At 37.1% G+C, this 19,059-nt stretch carries 20 protein-coding genes; 11 read left to right on the top strand and 9 right to left on the bottom strand.

Features of this window, described 5'->3' with window-relative positions; genetic code table 11:
- Position 1: 1 nt before the first annotated feature.
- Both Q1K34_RS03280 and Q1K34_RS03275 read left to right on the top strand, forming a co-directional pair.
- Positions 2–1,057: a glutaminyl-peptide cyclotransferase gene (locus Q1K34_RS03280; protein ID WP_367183293.1), complete on the top strand. Its 1,056-nt coding sequence runs from the start codon at positions 2–4 to the stop codon at positions 1,055–1,057.
- Positions 1,057–1,461, top strand: a complete 405-nt coding sequence (locus tag Q1K34_RS03275) for an acyl-ACP thioesterase domain-containing protein (protein WP_300434459.1) — start codon at positions 1,057–1,059, stop codon at positions 1,459–1,461. The genes Q1K34_RS03280 and Q1K34_RS03275 overlap by 1 nt, the downstream gene beginning before the upstream one ends.
- A gap of 325 nt (positions 1,462–1,786) precedes the next feature.
- Here Q1K34_RS03275 and glyA read toward each other — a convergent pair whose 3' ends face one another.
- Positions 1,787–3,061, bottom strand: coding sequence for a serine hydroxymethyltransferase (gene glyA / locus Q1K34_RS03270; RefSeq protein WP_300434846.1), 1,275 nt, complete (start codon positions 3,059–3,061; stop codon positions 1,787–1,789).
- 110 nt (positions 3,062–3,171) lie between these two features.
- On the opposite strand from glyA, the gene fahA reads away from it, so the two are divergent.
- Positions 3,172–4,461, top strand: a complete 1,290-nt coding sequence (gene fahA / locus Q1K34_RS03265; protein WP_300434456.1) for a fumarylacetoacetase — start codon at positions 3,172–3,174, stop codon at positions 4,459–4,461.
- A gap of 40 nt (positions 4,462–4,501) precedes the next feature.
- Here fahA and Q1K34_RS03260 read toward each other — a convergent pair whose 3' ends face one another.
- Positions 4,502–4,699, bottom strand: coding sequence for a hypothetical protein (locus Q1K34_RS03260; protein WP_300434454.1), 198 nt, complete (start codon positions 4,697–4,699; stop codon positions 4,502–4,504).
- 97 nt (positions 4,700–4,796) lie between these two features.
- The gene (ytxJ, locus tag Q1K34_RS03255) at positions 4,797–5,201 is read right to left on the bottom strand and encodes a bacillithiol system redox-active protein YtxJ (RefSeq protein WP_300434452.1); all 405 of its coding nucleotides are present in this window, start codon (positions 5,199–5,201) and stop codon (positions 4,797–4,799) included.
- A 179-nt stretch (positions 5,202–5,380) separates the two neighbouring features.
- On the opposite strand from ytxJ, the gene clpB reads away from it, so the two are divergent.
- Positions 5,381–7,987: an ATP-dependent chaperone ClpB gene (clpB, locus tag Q1K34_RS03250; RefSeq protein WP_300434449.1), complete on the top strand. Its 2,607-nt coding sequence runs from the start codon at positions 5,381–5,383 to the stop codon at positions 7,985–7,987.
- A gap of 126 nt (positions 7,988–8,113) precedes the next feature.
- Here the strand turns inward: clpB and Q1K34_RS03245 are convergent, their stop codons facing one another.
- Entirely contained in the window at positions 8,114–8,299 is a 186-nt protein-coding gene (locus tag Q1K34_RS03245; protein ID WP_300434447.1) for a CsbD family protein, read from the bottom strand.
- Between the two features lie 119 nt (positions 8,300–8,418).
- Here Q1K34_RS03245 and Q1K34_RS03240 point away from each other — a divergent pair, with 119 nt between their 5' ends.
- Together Q1K34_RS03240 and Q1K34_RS03235 are read left to right on the top strand one after the other, a co-directional pair.
- On the top strand, positions 8,419–9,534 hold the full coding sequence (locus Q1K34_RS03240) for an esterase-like activity of phytase family protein (RefSeq protein WP_300434445.1): 1,116 nt from the start codon (positions 8,419–8,421) through the stop codon (positions 9,532–9,534).
- A 39-nt stretch (positions 9,535–9,573) separates the two neighbouring features.
- On the top strand, positions 9,574–10,092 hold the full coding sequence (locus Q1K34_RS03235; protein ID WP_300434443.1) for a phosphoglycerate mutase family protein: 519 nt from the start codon (positions 9,574–9,576) through the stop codon (positions 10,090–10,092).
- Here the strand turns inward: Q1K34_RS03235 and Q1K34_RS03230 are convergent.
- Complete coding sequence (locus Q1K34_RS03230) at positions 10,085–10,834, bottom strand: DUF6503 family protein (protein WP_300434441.1); 750 nt, start codon at positions 10,832–10,834, stop codon at positions 10,085–10,087. The two genes, Q1K34_RS03235 and Q1K34_RS03230, sit on opposite strands and share 8 nt — an antisense overlap.
- A 113-nt stretch (positions 10,835–10,947) precedes the next feature.
- Here Q1K34_RS03230 and smpB point away from each other — a divergent pair, with 113 nt between their 5' ends.
- Positions 10,948–11,403, top strand: a complete 456-nt coding sequence (gene smpB / locus Q1K34_RS03225) for an SsrA-binding protein SmpB (protein WP_300434439.1) — start codon at positions 10,948–10,950, stop codon at positions 11,401–11,403.
- A 43-nt stretch (positions 11,404–11,446) separates the two neighbouring features.
- On the top strand, positions 11,447–13,912 hold the full coding sequence (locus Q1K34_RS03220) for a DUF5686 and carboxypeptidase regulatory-like domain-containing protein (protein ID WP_300434436.1): 2,466 nt from the start codon (positions 11,447–11,449) through the stop codon (positions 13,910–13,912).
- A 185-nt stretch (positions 13,913–14,097) separates the two neighbouring features.
- Here Q1K34_RS03220 and Q1K34_RS03215 read toward each other — a convergent pair whose 3' ends face one another.
- Genes Q1K34_RS03215 through ruvX form a run of 4 tightly spaced genes read right to left on the bottom strand, consistent with a single transcriptional unit; the run spans position 14,098 to position 16,005 of the window.
- Complete coding sequence (locus Q1K34_RS03215; RefSeq protein WP_300434433.1) at positions 14,098–14,520, bottom strand: DUF5606 domain-containing protein; 423 nt, start codon at positions 14,518–14,520, stop codon at positions 14,098–14,100.
- 57 nt (positions 14,521–14,577) lie between these two features.
- Positions 14,578–15,168, bottom strand: coding sequence for a peptide deformylase (gene def, locus Q1K34_RS03210; protein ID WP_300434431.1), 591 nt, complete (start codon positions 15,166–15,168; stop codon positions 14,578–14,580).
- A gap of 29 nt (positions 15,169–15,197) precedes the next feature.
- A complete protein-coding gene (locus Q1K34_RS03205) occupies positions 15,198–15,584 on the bottom strand; it encodes a four helix bundle protein (RefSeq protein WP_300434429.1) in 387 nt (128 codons plus the stop codon).
- Between the two features lie 13 nt (positions 15,585–15,597).
- A complete protein-coding gene (ruvX, locus tag Q1K34_RS03200) occupies positions 15,598–16,005 on the bottom strand; it encodes a Holliday junction resolvase RuvX (RefSeq protein ID WP_300434427.1) in 408 nt (135 codons plus the stop codon).
- Positions 16,006–16,092: 87 nt separating this feature from the next.
- On the opposite strand from ruvX, the gene Q1K34_RS03195 reads away from it, so the two are divergent.
- The 3 genes from Q1K34_RS03195 to Q1K34_RS03185 all read left to right on the top strand — a co-directional run.
- Positions 16,093–16,908, top strand: coding sequence for a 2,3,4,5-tetrahydropyridine-2,6-dicarboxylate N-succinyltransferase (locus tag Q1K34_RS03195; protein WP_300434425.1), 816 nt, complete (start codon positions 16,093–16,095; stop codon positions 16,906–16,908).
- Between the two features lie 85 nt (positions 16,909–16,993).
- On the top strand, positions 16,994–18,043 hold the full coding sequence (locus tag Q1K34_RS03190; RefSeq protein WP_300434423.1) for a glycosyltransferase family 9 protein: 1,050 nt from the start codon (positions 16,994–16,996) through the stop codon (positions 18,041–18,043).
- Positions 18,040–19,059, top strand: a 1,020-nt coding sequence (locus Q1K34_RS03185; protein WP_300434420.1) for a CDP-glycerol glycerophosphotransferase family protein, incomplete at its 3' end; no start/stop codon positions are given. The genes Q1K34_RS03190 and Q1K34_RS03185, both read left to right, overlap by 4 nt.

The raw sequence follows: 19,059 nt of genomic DNA, 5'->3' as shown, positions 1-19,059 counted from the left end.
AATGATGAACAAATTTAACTTACTGTTAGTCTTTATCTTAAACTTTTTATTTTTTTCCTGCGGAAGCAATAATGGCAATAAAAAATCTGATTTTTCTCTAAAAATAGATCAGAATAAATCTGAATTCAAATTAGATGAAAGCCTAAAAGCTTCGATCGAGAACAGCAAAAACAAAAATATAGATTCTGTAGCTTTTTATTTCAATAACAGATATTTGATGAGTTCTAAGAATGGTGATTTTACTATGGAACTTCAGAATACATTGCTGGGAAATCAAAAATTCCAGGCCATTGTTTACAGTGAAGAAAAAGCAGATACACTTTCAAAAAATATCAAGATCTTAAATACTGAAGCTCCTACGGTCTACACCTATGAAATTGTAGATTCATTTCCTCATGATGCCAGCTCTTATACCCAGGGACTGGAATTTCATGGTGATACGCTTTATGAAAGTATAGGGCAATACGGAAAATCCAAATTAAGAAAAGTAGATATTGAAACGGGAGAAGTCTTAAAAGAGATAAAATTAGACGATCAATATTTTGCCGAAGGACTTACTATTTTAAATGACAACCTATACTTGCTTACCTGGCAGGAAGGAGAAGGATTTATTTACAATCTAAATACTTTTGAAAAAACAGGGAGTTTTGGATATAATGAGAGCAAAGAAGGTTGGGGACTTTGTAATAACGGAGAAAAAATATTTAAAAGTGACGGTACAGAAAAAATATGGATCCTCGATCCTGAAACTTTAGCAGAACAAAGCTATATTCAGCCAACCCATCATAAGTCAATTTCTACAAAATTGAATGAACTGGAATGGGTAAACGGAAAAATTTATGCGAATACCTATCAAAAAGATGGTGTGGCAATCATTAACCCTGAGAATGGCGCTATTGAAGGTATAATTAATTTTAGCGGATTAAGGGACGAAGTTACCCAGCATGACAAACTGGATGTACTCAACGGGATCGCGTATAATCCAATCACAGATAAATTATACGTCACCGGAAAAAACTGGGATAAAATATTTGAAGTAAAAGTGATTCAAAAATAATGGAGGTCAATCCTGAAATATACGAAAAGAACCTGGTTGTAGAAGACAAACACCTGGACAAACAGGAACATGTGAATAATGTACAATATGTGCAATGGATCCAGGATGTGGCTGAAGAACATTGGGAAGTAAGGGCCTCTGAAGAACAAAAATCGGAAGTTGTCTGGGTGGTGGTAAAGCATGAGATCAGTTATAAAAAAGAAGCCTTCCTGGGAGACAACATCTCTCTGCAAACCTATGTAGGCGAAACTACTCATGTGACATCTGTAAGACACGTAATCATTAAAAATGCTGATACCGAGAAGGTCCTTGCCGAAGCCAAAACCACCTGGTGCCTTCTGGATGCTGAAACAAAGAAACCAGTGAAGATCTCTGAAGAGCTTAAAAGAGTTTTTTTACAGTAGCAACAAAAAACTGAAAACAAAAAAGGTTCTCTAAAAAACCTACATATTTCTCATTAGGAACGAAGTGAAGTAATCTCATGTACGAAACCAAATACCAGATTGATTCGTTTCTCGCAATGACAGTTACCACTACTTTTCGTTTTCCTCTCGACCAACGGGAGAGATCTCTTCTCCCCAAAATCCAGGTTGAAGATAACTCCTGATAGAGATTTCTCACTACTTGCCGCTTTGCTCGAAACGGCAATAAGGTGTTTTGATTTGTAGCCATAAAAAAAGGCCATTCTATCGAATGACCTTCTCCTAAATTTTCGGATAAAATATGGTATTAAGCATTAAAAAGAGGCCTTCCACTCATCATGGAATTCACTTCTTTTTTTACAGCTTCAATTTCAGAATCATTTTCAATATTAGAGATCACACGGTCAATTAGGTCTACTATCTTTGCCATATCCTCTCCTTTTAAACCACGCGTGGTCACTGCCGGAGTTCCTATTCGAATACCCGAGGTCACGAAAGGTGATTTATCATCGAAAGGTACCATATTCTTATTTACGGTAATATCAGCCTTTCCTAAAGCTTCTTCCGCTTCTTTACCGCTTACATTCTTATTTCTCAGGTCAATAAGCATCATATGGTTATCGGTTCCTCCCGAAATCACACCGTAATTCTTTGCAACAAAAGCTTTCGCAAGCTTTTCAGCATTTTTCTTAACCTGAACTGTATAATGAAGGAATTCATCGGTTAATGCCTCTCCAAAGGCAACCGCTTTAGCAGCAATTATATGCTCTAAAGGTCCGCCCTGGTTTCCAGGAAAAATTCCTGAATTCAGCAATGATGACATCTTTTTTAGATTTCCATTCTTCAATTTCTCTCCGAAAGGATTATCAAAATCTTTTCCCATAAGAATGATACCACCCCTAGGACCACGAAGGGTTTTGTGCGTGGTTGACGTTACAATATGACAATGTGGAAGTGGATCGCTAATTAATCCTTTAGCGATTAAACCTGCCGGATGAGCCATATCTGCAACCAGGATTGCATCCACACTATCTGCAATTTCCCTAAATCTTTTATAATCGATCTCCCTGGAATAAGCAGAAGCACCGGCAATGATCATTTTAGGTCTTTCTTTTTCAGCGATCTCTGCCACCGCATCATAATCTATTAAACCGGTTTCCTTATCTACCCCGTAAAAAACAGGATTGTAAAGTTTTCCTGAGAAATTTACCGGGGAACCGTGCGTCAGGTGCCCCCCATGGGAAAGATCAAAACCCAGGAATTTTTCTCCCGGTTTCATACAGGCATGAAAAACTGCAGTATTTGCCTGTGAACCAGAATGAGGTTGCACGTTGGCATACTCAGCATTAAACAATTCTTTTAGACGGTCTATCGCAAGCTGTTCTACCTGGTCTACCACCTCACAACCTCCATAATATCTCTTGCCGGGGTAACCTTCAGCATATTTATTTGTAAGCACAGATCCTGCAGCTTCAAGCACCGCATCGCTTACAAAATTTTCACTTGCAATAAGTTCCAAACCATTTAACTGGCGCTCTTTTTCTTTAGCTATTAAATCAAATACCTGGCTGTCTCGTTGCATCATTAATTTTTACGTTAAATATTCGGTAAAAGTAACAAATACATTCGGTTAATAACAGGAAAATAATATATTTGAGTCAACTAGATTTTAACAAAAAACCAACATATTTTATGTCAATTACCGCTAACGATCCAAATAGAAAAACCTGGTTGGATATTCCTGGCGATACCGATTTCCCTATTCAGAATATTCCATTTGGAGTATTTTTAACCCGTGATGATGTGATCACCATTGGTACAAGAATTGGCGATTACGCGATAGACCTTGGAGCATTGCACCAATTAGGTTATTTTGAGGGGATCCCATTAACTGACGATATATTTTTACAGGACACCTTAAACGATTTTATATCTGACGGTAAGAAAACCTGGCGATTAGTGCGTAATCGTATCGCCGATATTTTTGATGCTAACAATACAAAATTAAAAGATAATCAGGATCACAGGAATACTGTGCTTTTTACTCTGGACGAGATCGAGATGCAAATGCCGGTTCAGGTTGGAGATTATACAGATTTCTATTCTTCCAAAGAACATGCGACCAATATAGGAACCATGTTTAGAGATCCAGATAATGCTTTGTTGCCAAACTGGCTTCATATTCCGGTTGGATATCATGGAAGAAGTTCTTCAATTATTCCTTCGGAAATTCCGGTACACCGCCCACAGGGACAAACCAAACCTGCAGATTCTGAAGAGCCTGTCTTTGGACCCTCCCAAAGAGTAGATTTTGAACTGGAAATGGCTTTTATTACCACAGACGCTAATCATCTTGGAGAACCAATCCCTGTAGATGAAGCTGAAGACTATATTTTTGGAATGGTACTTTTCAATGACTGGAGTGCCCGGGATATTCAAAAATGGGAATATGTACCTTTAGGACCATTTCTTGCTAAGAATTTTGCTTCCTCCATTTCTCCATGGATTGTTACTATGGATGCTTTGGAGCCCTTTAGAACAGCCAGTCCAAAACCTGAAAAAGAATTACTTCCTTACTTAAAATATAAAGGAGAGAAAAGTTTTGATATCAATTTAGAAGTTTTCCTTCAGCCTGAAGGTGGTGAGGAAAATTCACTTTCAAAATCAAACTTTAAATATCTTTACTGGAATATGAGTCAGCAATTAGCGCATCATACGGTAAATGGATGCCCGGTGAATTCCGGAGACATGATGGCTTCGGGAACTATTTCAGGATCTTCTGAAGATTCTTTTGGTTCTATGCTGGAACTATCCTGGGGTGGTAAAAAGCCTATCAAATTAAAGGATGGCTCAGAACGTAAATTTATCGAAGATAACGATACGGTGATCATGAGAGGATTTTGCCAGAATGGTCATTCCAGAATTGGTTTTGGCGAAGTAAGATCTAAGCTACTTCCGGTTTACAAACCAAAAAAGAAATGATCTTATCATAAAAAAACCGCGGTTGATCCGCGGTTTTTTTTTATTTTTTCTTTCCCTTTGTATCCCTGAATTTCTCCCGGGATTTAAATTCATCCTGAGGATCTATTTCCCTTTCTTCTAAAGCTTTCTTATTTTTATCCTTGTCCTTTTGAGCTTCCTGCGACTCTTTGCTCATCTTTTCCGGTTCAGGATGTCGTATGGTCTTTTTCAACTGCTCCTTTCTATTTTCATTGTCCATAATTTTAATTTTAGAATGAAACCTGAAATTAGAAAAGATTAGGCATAATCCACTTATTCTTAATATTATTTAACGAGGAATCTTAAGACAATGAAAATTAAGACTTTACCAGCTCATGCAGTTTTTCTGCCTGTATTTGTTGATGCGAAGCATGATGCACCACTTCTTTATTTTTTATTACAATTAATTGCGGACTCTCATGCCGCACCCCAAACTTTTCAGCAATTGCGTTAGAAACATCCCTATGCGCTCTCAGGTCCAGGAAATACAGATTGATTGGCTCACTTTCATCTAAATCATAATCAGATTCAAACATTTTTAGCACCATTCTACTAATTCCACAAGTAGTGGAATGTTTCAGAATAGCCACCGTTTTCTCTTCTGAAATTTTTTCGATTTCATCCAGTTGATCCATGGAAGTTAAATTTATCCATGGCGTTGCACTTTTACTCTCTGTCGTTTCTTTTTTTTCTGAATTAAAAATTTTATCAAATAATCCCATAACGTTCTTTTTTTCAAAAGTAAATCTAAGTAAATTTAATAAAGGAAAATTACGAGGAATTTTTTAATGCTATTCAGCTATACTGTCTTTTTGTCTTGTAGATAATAGGTTTTTAGTGTCATTTTGACATTAATTTCGAATGGTATATCTATTGCCATATGATTTTAAAAAATGAAAAAATGAATTTTAATAATTTTACCATAAAATCTCAAGAGGCTATCCAGCAGGCACAGCAGCTTGCTCAGGAGATGGGCCATCAGCAAATAGAGAATGAACATATTTTTAAAGCCATCACTATGGTGGACGAAAATGTTACACCATTTTTGCTGAAAAAACTGAACATTAACGTAAACCTGTTTTCCCAGATTCTGGATAAAAGCCTGGAAAGTTTTCCGAAGGTAAGCGGTGGTGACATCATTCTTTCCCGGGCAGCCGGAAAAACAGTCAACGAAGCTTCTTCTATTGCAAAAAAGATGGAGGATGAATATGTTTCCATTGAACATTTAATCCTGGCCATTTTTAAATCTTCAAGTAAGGTAGCCCAGATCTTAAAGGATCAGGGAGCTACGGAAAAAGGTTTAAAAGCGGCAATATCAGAATTGCGCCAGGGAGATAAAGTCACTTCTCAAAGTGCTGAAGAAACTTACAACTCTTTGGACAAATATGCCCGAAATCTGAATCAGCTTGCAGAAGATGGTAAACTGGATCCGGTAATTGGGCGTGATGAAGAGATTAGACGAATCCTTCAGATCCTCTCCAGAAGAACCAAAAACAACCCTATGCTGGTTGGAGAACCAGGAACCGGTAAAACCGCCATCGCCGAAGGCCTGGCTCACCGAATCGTAGATGGAGACGTACCCGAAAACCTAAAAGATAAGAAAATCTATTCTTTAGATATGGGTGCTTTAATTGCCGGTGCAAAATATAAAGGAGAGTTTGAAGAAAGATTAAAAGCCGTGATCAAGGAAGTAACTTCCAGTGATGGTAGCATTGTACTCTTCATTGATGAAATCCATACTCTTGTTGGTGCCGGTGGCGGTCAGGGAGCAATGGATGCAGCAAACATTTTGAAACCAGCTCTTGCGAGAGGTGAATTGCGCGCGATTGGTGCAACTACCTTAGATGAATACCAAAAGTATTTTGAAAAAGATAAAGCGCTGGAACGTAGATTCCAAAAAGTAACCGTAGAAGAACCCGATATTGAAAGTGCTATTTCCATTCTTCGTGGAATCAAAGAAAAATATGAAACGCATCATAAAGTAAGGATCAAAGATGAGGCAATTATAGCAGCAGTTGAACTTTCCCAGCGGTATATTACCAATAGGTTCTTGCCCGATAAGGCCATTGATCTTATGGATGAAGCAGCTTCAAAATTGAGAATGGAGATCAATTCAAAACCAGAAGAACTGGACGTTCTGGATCGTAAGATCATGCAGCTTGAAATTGAAATTGAAGCGATAAAACGTGAGAAGGATGAAACAAAACTTAAATCTCTACGTGCCGATCTTGCAAATCTAAAAGAAGAACGAAACGATCTTCACGCAAGATGGATGAGTGAAAAAGATATTGTAGATAGTATTCAAACAGCCAAATCTGAAATTGAAGAATACAAGCTCGAAGCAGAACGCGCTGAGCGTGAAGGAGACTACGGAAAGGTTGCTGAAATTCGCTATGGAAAAATCAAGGAAGCTCAGGAAAAACTTGAAAAACTCCAGGCTAAGGTTGCAGAAAACCAGAATGAGAAATCCCTAATTCAGGAGGAAGTGACTAATGAAGACATCGCTGAAGTTGTAGCAAAATGGACCGGTATCCCGGTGACTAAAATGCTTCAGAGCGATCGTGAAAAATTGCTTCGCCTGGAAGAAGATTTGCATAAGCGCGTGGTGGGACAGGAGGAAGCTATTATTGCGGTGAGTGATGCAGTTAGAAGAAGTCGTGCCGGCCTACAGGATCAAAACAGGCCCATTGGTTCCTTTTTATTCCTTGGAACAACGGGAGTTGGAAAAACCGAGCTTGCAAAAGCGCTGGCTGAATATCTTTTTGATGATGAATCTGCGATGACTAGAATAGATATGAGTGAATATCAGGAAAGACATTCGGTAAGTAGATTAGTGGGGGCACCTCCGGGATATGTTGGTTATGATGAAGGAGGACAACTGACGGAAGCGGTTAGAAGAAAGCCATACTCTGTGGTTTTGCTTGACGAGATAGAAAAGGCGCATCCAGATACTTTTAATATCCTGCTTCAGGTTTTGGATGAAGGTAGATTAACTGATAATAAAGGCCGGGTTGCCGACTTTAAAAATACGATTATCATCATGACCTCAAATATGGGTAGCCATATTATTCAGGAGAAATTTGAAAATGTTAAAGATCCTGATACGGCTATGGAAGCCGCAAAAACCGAGGTACTAGGCCTATTAAAACAGAATGTTCGTCCGGAATTTATAAACAGGATAGATGATATTGTAATGTTTAGTCCGTTAACAAAAAAAGACATTAAGCAGATAGTAGGATTACAATTAAAAGGAGTCAAAAAAATGCTGGCAAAACAAAATATTGTTTTAGATGCTACTGAAGAGGCAATAAAATATCTTTCGGCTAAAGGCTTTGATCCTCAGTTTGGCGCCAGACCTGTTAAGAGAGTAATTCAAAGGGAGGTTTTAAATCAACTTTCTAAGGAAATTCTCGCCGGTAAGATTAGTACCGACAGTATTGTTCTCATTGATGAGTTTGATGATGAATTGGTATTTAGAAATCAGGAGCAGCTCACCGAAAATGAATAAAAATTTCTTGAAACCAGTTGTCCCTAAGACAGCGTTTCCGGGAAATTTGTAAGATCAAATTTTAGTTTTTAAAATGAAAAAAGGCGGTAAAAAAATTTACCGCCTTTTTTATTAATTCATCCGTCATCACCATCTATCGATTTCCTTTTTCAATTCTTCTTTGCTCTTACCGGTTTTCTCTTGCATACGACCCAGCATTTCATCAAATTTACCTTCGGAATAAGTGGTATCATCATCGGTTAGTTTTCCATATTTTTGTTTGAAATCCCCCTTGATTTGTTTCCACTTTCCTTCTCTTTGATCTTCGTTCATAACATTTTGGTTTTTGTTGTTAATAACATTAAAGATATTCAAACCTCACCGTTAGACCTCCCAAGAAACTCCTATTTTTGTCTTAACAATTTGTTATTTTTGATTTCAATAAAATCTCCATGAAGAAAGTAATCCTGCTGCTCATCATATCTTTACTTCTTACCAGTTGTGCGGTAACCAGAAAAATCAAAAATGATGATATTCAGCTAAAATATCTGGATGAATACGTACTAGCTCCTAATATAGAAGTGGACAACACGGTAGTGGGGGGACTTTCTGGAATTGATTATACAAATGGAAAATATTACCTGGTAAGTGACCAATCTTCCAATCCAAGAATATACCGTGCGAAAATAGCTATTGCGAATAACAGATTTCAGGATATTTCCATAGAACAGCTGATTAAAATTAAAAAAACAGGGAAATTTACTGAAGATTTCATGGATCTTGAGGCTTTAAGCTTTGATAAAAAACGGGAAGAATTTTTAGTGGCAAGCGAAGGTAAAATTGATAATGGCAAAGATCCAGGTATATACAGGCTTTCTACTACCGGAGAGGTGATAAGTTCTTTTAGTATTCCTGATTATTTTAAAGCTAAGGGAGCGCAAAAACCAAGGAACAACGGGGTATTTGAGGGTTTATCTGAAAGTTTTGATCAGCAAGGGTATTGGGTAGCTACAGAATCTCCTTTGGAAAAAGACTCTTCTAAACCAAAGATCTTTCCTTCAAGATCACACATCAGGATCACAAAATTTGATAAAAATACAGGAAACCCTATAAACCAATTCGTTTATAAGCTGGATGGTATCGCTAAATTACCCATCAATTATTTTGCGGTAAACGGCCTTACCGAAATTATTGAATATGCAGAGGATAAATTTCTGATTCTGGAAAGATCCTACTCCGCAGGCTATGGCTCTCACGGGAATACGGTGAAAATTTTCGAAGTAGATGCTTCGAATGCAAGCAATACTTTGGAAATGGATCGATTAAAGGGTGAAGAATATGATACTGCTGAAAAAAAGCTGGTTTTTAATTTTAAATCAGTTAAAGATAAATTAACCAGAGAGATCATTGATAATATTGAAGGAATGTGTTTCGGGCCAAAACTGGAAAATGGAGAACAATCTTTAATCCTGGTTTCCGATAATAATTTCAATAGTTTCGCAGAACAGATCAATCAATTTATTCTAATGGAAATTAATTTTAAAGGAATGGACACTGTAACAAATTAATCTGCATATCGTCAAACCTGCAACATAATCATAAAAGCCATGGTACAAATAATCACTATCTTCTTTTCAATTTTATTCAGTTTTGGAACTATAGAAAGTCTTCCAGAAACTTCAGAAGATACAGTTACAACTTATTATTTGATACGTCATGCTGAAAAAGACCGAAGCGATTCCAGTAATCGTGATCCGGAACTAACAGATGCAGGTTTAGAAAGAGCGAATAACTGGGTTCAGGTTTTGAAAGATATTGACTTTGATGCTATTTACAGCACAGATTACAGGAGAACAAAACAAACGGCTAAACCCCTTGCAGCCCTAAAAAATCTGGAGGTTCTAATTTACGACCCTAATACTTTATACTCACCTGAATTTAAGAAAGCTACTTTAGGAAAGAAGGTCCTTGTGGTTGGCCATAGCAATACTACACCACAATTCGCCAATGCAATTCTGGGGGATAATAGATATGAGGATATAGACGATTCAGAGAACGGCGCTCTTTTTATAGTACAGGTTTTGGAAGACGGCTCTAAAATAAGCCAGGTAATTTATATTAATTAGAGCCTAATTTAACTTTTACATCCTTCGTTTCTATGACGGAGAGAAGTTCTAATTCTCGCTTTTCATAAAGACTATCAAGATCTTTTAAAGCTGTGGAAAGCTCTTCATATTTGTAATTTTCATAATCTACAAATCGAATTCCCTGGATAATACGAGGATTAAAAGCTTTTCTGAAACGAATTCCACCATCGTTTACTTCGAAATTATATGCCAGATAATCCACTTCAAAATTTTGAGTGTCTATCCAGTAAAGGTATTCGTCCTCGTGATCGGTACCGCCACCTTCTTCAGAGAAAGTAACCTGAACCTCATAGTATTCCCTTCCGGCGATACTATCTTTGCCAAGTAGTTTTTTATTTGCTGCCGGCACATTTAGGCCATAAGGTAACTGAACAAAATAATGTACTGAATTTATAGAATTTCCAACAGGTAGCACCAGTGAATCCTGAAGTTTTGTTACTGTATCATTAACGAACCGTTCCAGACCTTTATTATTCAGGACATCATGAATCTTATTCCCCATGGAATCTATAAGGATACGTTCATACTGAAATTTTCCTCCTTCTCGCGTGCTTTTATATTCCCGCTTTCTGAATACAAAATCAATTTCAGCATTCTCATATCTTTCACCACCAGCATTTTCAATCGCTTTATTTATAATTTCATCTGCGGTGAGCTCCTTTTTTTCCTGAGTACAGGAAGTAAAAAATAAGATAATCAGGCAAGTATAAATATATTTCATAAGTATAATTTGAGTGCCGCAAAAATAAAAAATTTTACAGAGGAAGCATTCTCTCAGAATTTTAAAATTGCTTTAGTATGAAATTAGCTTAAAGCTTGTATTTTTGTGTCTCTATGAAGAATTCTATCAACATAAAAAACCGGAAAGCCAAGTTCAATTACGAGTTTCTGGATAAATATACCGCAGGTATTAAATTAGCCGGAACAGAGATTAAAGCTATACGGGAAGGAAAAGCGAATATTGCTGAAAGTTTTTGTGAATTCAACAATCACGAGCTTTTTGTAATTAATATGCATGTTGAAGAATACTCTCACGCCACTCATTTTAATCACAATCCAAAAAGTGAACGAAAGCTTTTGCTCCAAAGAAGGGAGTTAAGAAAGCTGGAGAAGGAAGTTACCAATTCCGGTTTGACGATTATTCCGCTTCGATTATTCATTAATGATCGCGGTTTAGCAAAACTCCAGATCGCCCTGGCAAAAGGTAAAAAACTCTACGATAAAAGAGAAGCAATTAAAGACCGCGAAAGTAAGCGCCGTTTAGACCGAATTCAGAAGGAATACAAATAAATCTCAGATTTTTTCGTTCTTTTATCAATCCAAAATCTAACTGATGCTTAAAAAGCTATTGGGCGTAATGCTCTTTTTCTCAGTTTTTCAGCTTTCTTCGCAAATTATTGGAGAGGTTAAAGACGAAAATGGGAATCCTTTGCCCTATGTAAATATTTATACGAAAACCGGCTCTATAGGAACTACCACCAATGACGAGGGTATCTACGAACTTAAAATAAACCAGACTGGAGACTACACCCTGGTTTTTCAATTTTTAGGATATAAAACGTTTAAAAAAGAGATTACCGCAAATAATTTCCCAATAACTGTCAATGTCACTTTAAAAGCTGAAAGTACCAGCCTTGACGAGGTAACGGTGCAAGCCGGGGAGAATCCGGCAAATAGAATCATTAGAAATGCAATTGATAATCGTGAACTAAATGCTAAAAAATTACAGTCTTTTACCGCCGACTTTTACTCTCGCGGTTTGTGGCGAATACAAAATGCCCCGGAAAAAATTTTAGGCCAGGACGTTGGTGATCTTGGAGGTGGCCTGGATTCCACCAGAAGCGGCATTGTATATTTAAGTGAAACTATTTCCGAGATCGCTTACCAAAAACCCGATGACTTTAAGGAAAAGATCATCGCTTCCAAAGTAAGTGGTGATGATAATGGTTTTAGTCTGAATTCTGCGCAGGAAGCCTATTTCTCCTTTTATGAAAATACCCTGGAAATTAACAGTGAATTGGTCTCCCCTATCGCTGAATATGCTTTTAATTATTACCGATATCAGCTGGAAGGTACTTTTTTCGATGACCGGGGAAATATGATCAATAAAATCCTGGTTTCTCCAAAGAGGTCGAACGATCGCGTATTTTCAGGATATATTTATATAGTTGAAGATCTTTGGCAAATTTATGGGGTAGAACTTACCACTACTGGTGCTGCCATACAGGTTCCGCCTATTGAAGAACTCGTTTTCAAACAGAATTATAAATATTCTGAAGAAAACGATCTTTATATACAGATTTCCCAGAGTGTGGATTTCAGCTTCAAAATCTTTGGTTTTGGTGGCAATGGCAGATTTACGGCAGTGTATAGCGATTATGATTTCACACCACAATTTGATAAAGATAGTTTTGGAAGGGAGATCTTAAGTTTTCAGGAACAGGCCAATATGAAAGATTCTGTTTTTTGGGAAGAGAAAAGACCCGTTCCCCTTACCGGAGAAGAAATTAGGGATTATATTAGGAAAGACAGTATTCAGGAAAAAAGAAGCACTAAAGAATATAAAGACTCCGTAGACCTGGTGAGAAACAAATTCGAGATTACTGATGTACTATTTGGTTACTCTTATCAAAACTCATGGAAAAACAGGAATTTCAGCATCAGTGCTCCCATTTCTGGTATTGGATTTAACACCGTCCAGGGCTGGAACACCGATATCACTTTAACTTACACCCAACGAACCGGTGAAGACCAGGAAAACTACTGGAGAATATTTTCTGAGTTAGACTATGGCTTAAGCGAGGAAAAACTAAGGTTAAATGGGGGTTTTGAAAAGAAATTCAATAATTATAATAAGCCATTTCTAAGAATTTCCGGTGGAATTGCTACAGAGCAAATAAATGCCAGGGAGCCTATTTCCCCGCTCTTAAACAGTATTAGCACCATTTTGTTCGAACGGAATTACATGAAACTTTATGAAAGAAATTTTGTAAATGTTGGTTATGGACAGGATATCACTCCCGGAATTCGACTTTTTGGAGAATTAAGCTGGGAAAACAGAAAGCCTTTGATAAATAATACAGACCATGTAATAGTAGATTGGGAAGATCGCAATTATACGTCAAACAATCCTTTACAGCCTGAAAATTTTGGCAGTCTTCCTTTCGATGAACATTCTATTTTTAGAGCAGATTTTTATACTGATATCACATTCGGACAAAAATACATGAGCTACCCGAATGGCCGATACAATGCTGATGAATCCAAATATCCAAAATTGAAATTAGCCTGGGAGAAAGGATTTGGCGGCAGCGAAAAGAAATATAATTTCGATCAGTTCAAAGCTCAGATACGGCAGGAATTAGATCTGGGAAATAAAGGAGAATTTCAATATTTAATCAATGGAGGTTTATTTTCTAATGCCGAAAATATTAGCCTGGTAGATTACCAGCATTTTGATGCCAACCAAACCAGGATTGGTTTTGGAAGTTATGTGGGGAAATTTAATTTAATGCCATATTATAACTTTAACACTAATCAAAATTATGCTGAATTCCATGCGGAACATGATTTCCAGGGATGGGTACTGGGAAAATTACCGCTTATCAATAAACTAAATTTCAACCTCGTGTTAGGTGCCCACCGACTGACCACGAAAGGTTTAAATCCTTACTCTGAATATTCAGTGGGAATAGACAATCTCGGTTTCGGAAAATATCGCTTTTTAAGGTTGGATTATGTTGTTTCAGACTTTGGAGGCAAACAGGAAGGAGCTTTTATTTTTGGCCTGAAATTTTAATATAAAAAGAGGATAAAAAAATCAATAATTGTGGCGTTGAATGCGATTGTCATTCCGACGCAGGAGGACTCTCTTTATAGCGATACAGATTCTTCGCTTCGTTCTGAATGACAACATACATAAGAATAAAAAAAGCTGAAATTCTACAATTTCAGCTTTTATATTTTTCAGAAAAAATAAGGAATTTATTCTTCCTCGTCTTTGTTATCTCCTTTTTCTTCTTTTGAAAAGTCGGTAAAACCATTATTGATCAAAATATTATACCACTGAAATATTTTCTTCATATCACTGGCATATACCCTATCTTCATCATAATCTGGAAGTATCTCGGAGAAATAGTCTTCCAGTTCCTTTTTTGAAGATTTGTGGCTTATAGCTTCTCCTCCATCTTCCTTCTCCCTGATTTTTTGGAAAACTTCACCCAACGGAATTTCTTCAGTATAGGTATAAATAGCGATCTCACTTAGAATACTCACATTATGACGCATGTTTACCGCTATCTTCTTCCCATCCAGCATAGATTTTGCCACAAAGCCGCCTCTGGTTTGAGCGGTAAGCTCATATAAACCGGGTTTTCCAGAAATAGCAAGAATTTTATCTAATCCCATAGTATTTTTTTATTTAGGTTGGCAAATATCAATTGCCAAAGTCAATTATCAAAACCTTTAGCGGGCTTTTTTTGCATTTGGAAATCGCATCTTATATTCAACGTTGATCTTACCTTTGGAAATATTGGTGAGTTTACTTTTTATTAGCCTCTTTTTAAGACTGGAAAGTTTATCTGTAAATAGAACTCCCTCAATATGGTCATATTCATGCTGAATCACCCTCGCGGCTAAACCGGAATATTTTTCAGTATGTTTTTGCCAATTTTCGTCGTAATATTCGATGCTAATATCCGGCTGTCTGAAAACATCTTCCCGAACTTCCGGAATGCTTAGACAACCTTCAGAAAAAGCCCATTCCTCTCCCGTTTCTTCAACAATTTTAGGATTGATAAATACCTTGCGTAGGTCTTGTAGGGTTTCTTTCTCTGTTTCGTCCAGTTCTTCATCTTCCGCAAATGGCGCTGGATCTATCATAAACATTCTAATAGGCAAGCCCACCTGTGGTGCAGCCAGTCCAACACCATAGGCATTATACATGGTATCCCACATATTATTGATCAATTCCTCAAGTTTCGGATAATCCTTATCAATATCTTTGGCTTTCTTTTTTAAAACCGGATCTCCGTATGCTACAATTGGTAAAATCATTTCTAATGTTTATCGTTAATGTTGAAGGTTTAACTTCGATTATTCGTTTTTTCAGCTGTTTTTCTGGATGAAATGAAAATTGCTGTCAATTCTTTAGCTTCTTCAAAAATTTCTCTACAATGATCATAAGTCATCATTTTTTTATCTATTAAGAATTGTAACCAAAAAATAGATTCATCTGCTTCCTCGATTACTATACTCAGTTTAGCTATAAATGACTTTTTAGTTTGGCCTAATAACGTAGCTCTATAATTCGCAGCAACTGATGTAGAACATCTCACTAGCTGATTCCTAATATGATTCCCTAAAAAGGTTTGCGGTAAAGAAAGTGCAACATTCACACAACCATGTGCAAATTTATTTGTTCGCAATTTTAAATTTCTTTCCATTAAAGCAAAACTTTCAACCTTATACATTAAACACTAAGCCTTATTCATAGAGCCAGGTTTGCAGAATTATGGTAGCACTAATTTCATCCACCAGTGCTTTATTTCTGCGTTTTTTCTTCTTCATTCCGCCATCAATCATACTCTGGACCGCCATTTTACTTGTAAAACGTTCATCAACCCTTTCCAGAGGCATCTCCGGAAATTTTTTGGAGAATTCTTTTAAAAACTCCTGAATATGAACTTCACTTTCTGAAGGTGTATCATCCATTCGCTTAGGTTCTCCCACCAAAACGCGTTCTACCTTTTCATTTTTGAAATAGTCTGTAAGGAACTTTATAAGTTCAGGAGTTTGAACCGTGGTCAAACCGGAAGCAATCATCTTCAATTCATCGGTAACCGCTACTCCTGTTCTCTTCGTTCCAAAATCCAGGGCTAAAACTCTAGGCATTTTCAAAAATTTAGGCAAAGGTAAGGTTTATATTCGTTTGTCCATAAATATTGCTTTATAGCTGTTATATTTGAAAAAAATTAGAATATGGACCAATTAAAAGCGAAAATCGAAGAAGCCTGGAACAACCGGGAACTTTTAAAAGATACCAAAACAACCGAGGCTATAAGGAAAGTGGTCGATCTTTTAGACAAGGGAGAATTACGTGTTGCTGAGCCTACAAATGAGGGATGGCAGGTTAATGAATGGGTAAAAAAAGCAGTGGTGCTTTATTTTCCAATTCAGAAGATGGAAACCCTGGAAGCCGGGATTTTTGAATACCATGATAAAATTCCGCTAAAAAAAGGATATAAAGAAAAAGGGATCCGTGTCGTTCCCAATGCCGTGGCCAGACATGGAGCCTATATTTCTTCAGGAGTGATTATGATGCCGAGTTATGTGAATATAGGTGCCTATGTAGATGAAGGAACCATGGTAGATACCTGGGCTACCGTTGGAAGTTGTGCCCAGATAGGAAAAAACGTTCATCTTAGCGGTGGTGTTGGAATTGGCGGAGTTTTGGAACCATTACAGGCTGCACCGGTGATCATTGAAGATAATGCATTTTTAGGATCAAGAAGTATTGTGGTAGAAGGAATCAGAATTGAAAAAGAAGCTGTTCTGGGAGCAAATGTAGTTTTAACGGGTTCAACCAAAATCATTGATGTTACAGGAGATGAACCTAAAGAATTTAAAGGCTACGTGCCTGCCCGCTCTGTAGTAATACCGGGAAGTTATACCAAGAAATTTCCTGCCGGAGATTTTCAGGTGCCGTGTGCTTTGATCATAGGAAAGAGAAAAGAAAGCACGAACAAAAAGACCTCACTCAACGATGCGTTGAGGGAATATAGTGTAGCGGTATAAATCCCCCTCTAACTCCCCCGAAGGGGGAGAATAAATAACAGTAAAAATGATTGGAAGTCCCTCCTTCGGAGGGATTTAGGGAGGAATGAAAATACTTGTAATTCAGATTAAAATGATTGGGGATGTCCTTACATCCTCAATCCTCTTTGAGGCACTTCGGAAGGAGTTCCCCACTGCTGAACTACATTATATGATCTCTGAGCATACGTTCCCTGTAGTACAAAATAATCCAAATATTGATAAGTTCATCTTTGCCAAAAAAGAGCAGCGTTTACGAAAATTAATAAAATCTACTAAAAACGCTAATTACCATGCGGTTATCGATGTTTATTCGAATTTGAGAACGGCACTTTTAACTGGCCTTTCAGGAGCCAAATATAGAATTGCCTATAACAAAAAATATACTCGTCCACTTTGTACTCATGTGTTCAGTAGAGATATTGAACCAGAAACAATTGCCGGAGCTGCTATAGAAAAAAGGTTAAGGCTACTATCTCCATTATCTTCAGATATACCACAAGAAATAAAACCTAAAATTTATCTCGAAGCAGAAGAAATCGAAAATGCGGGAAAAAGACTTGAATCTGAGGGAATCCATTTTTCTGGAAATCTTTATATGATCAGTGCGTTGGGTAGTTCTTCAGGTAAAACCTATCCTTTAAAGCACCTGGCAAAACTTTTAGATAAAATCGTTCGGAAAACTAAAGGGAATCTTTTATTTAATTACATTCCATCGCAAAAAAAGGAAATTGAAAAACTGTACGACTTCTGTAAACCAGCAACCAGGGAAAAAATTTGTTTGAATATATACGGAAAAAATCTACGGGAATTCCTTGCCCTCACTTATCATTGTGATGCTCTAATTGGAAACGAAGGTGGTGCTGTAAATATGGCTAAAGCCCTGAATATTCCCACTTTTGCAATTTTTTCGCCTCCAATTAATAAGGAAAACTGGAATATGTATGAGGATGGAGAAAGTAATATCTCTGTTCATTTAAAAGATTATAGACCTGAACAGTTTCAGGGGAAAAAGTATAAAGATCTGACAAAGACAGTCGATAGCCTATATAAACTGTTTAAGCCTTCTTTGATTCTTCCAAAACTGGAATATTTTTTAAATGCAAATTCTAAATGAAGTACAGGTTTTTAATATACATAAATCACGACTACGCCCTGCCAATTGGCTTACCTCTTCAGAAAGAGATCAACCGATTGGGGCATACGGTAAAATGGTTTTCAGGAATGGAAGCTCCAAAGAAATTTTTTCCGAAGCAGGGAGCCTTGATAAATAACATAAGAGAGGCCATTGCTTATAAACCTCACATTGTCCTGAGCATCACCGATACGGTTCCAGATTTTATTTCCGGACTCAAAGTCCAGGTTTTTCATGGCTTTCCAGCCAATAAAAGAAAGGGCACAGATCAATTTACCATACGTGGTTTTTTTGATCTTTATTGCACACAGGGACCCTCAAGCACTCTTCCTTTTAAAGAACAGCAAAAAAAATATAAAACCTTTGATGTTGTTGAAACGGGCTGGTCTAAGGTAGATCCCTTATTCCCTTTAAAAGCTATACATAATAAAAAGCCCAAAATACTGATTTCTTCCACCTTTACTAAACAATATAGCCTAGCTTTAAAAGATAATGTGGTGGATGAAATTCACCGACTTTCAAAAACCGGGAAATATGATTTCATGGCGGTTTTACATCCCAAACTCGGCCAGGAAACAGTAGAAAAATTTAGAAGGCTGGAGAATGAAAATTTCAAGTTCTACGATACTACAGATTTGATTCCGCTTTTTAAGAAAGCAAATATTATGTTTTCTGATACCACCTCAGCTATAATTGAATTTTTACTCCAAAGAAAACCGGTGATCACCTATAAAAATAATATGCCCGGACCTTACCTTATTGATATTGACAGGGTGGAGGATATTGAAAGTTCTTTTGACCTGGCACTCACCAGACCTGAAGAATTAATTTCAGAAATTGATAAATTTGCCAGGTTCTCCCATCCTTATACTGATGGAAAATCCAGCGAAAGAGTGATCCAGGCCGGTATAGATTTTCTGCATACAGATAAATCATATCTAAAGAAAAAGCCTTTAAACTTAATCAGGCGCTATAAAATAAGAAAGCAACTGGATTAT

This window comes from Christiangramia sp. (assembly GCF_029937855.1).
GTDB lineage: Bacteria > Bacteroidota > Bacteroidia > Flavobacteriales > Flavobacteriaceae > Christiangramia.
This window is presented reverse-complemented; position numbering and strand designations above follow the sequence as displayed.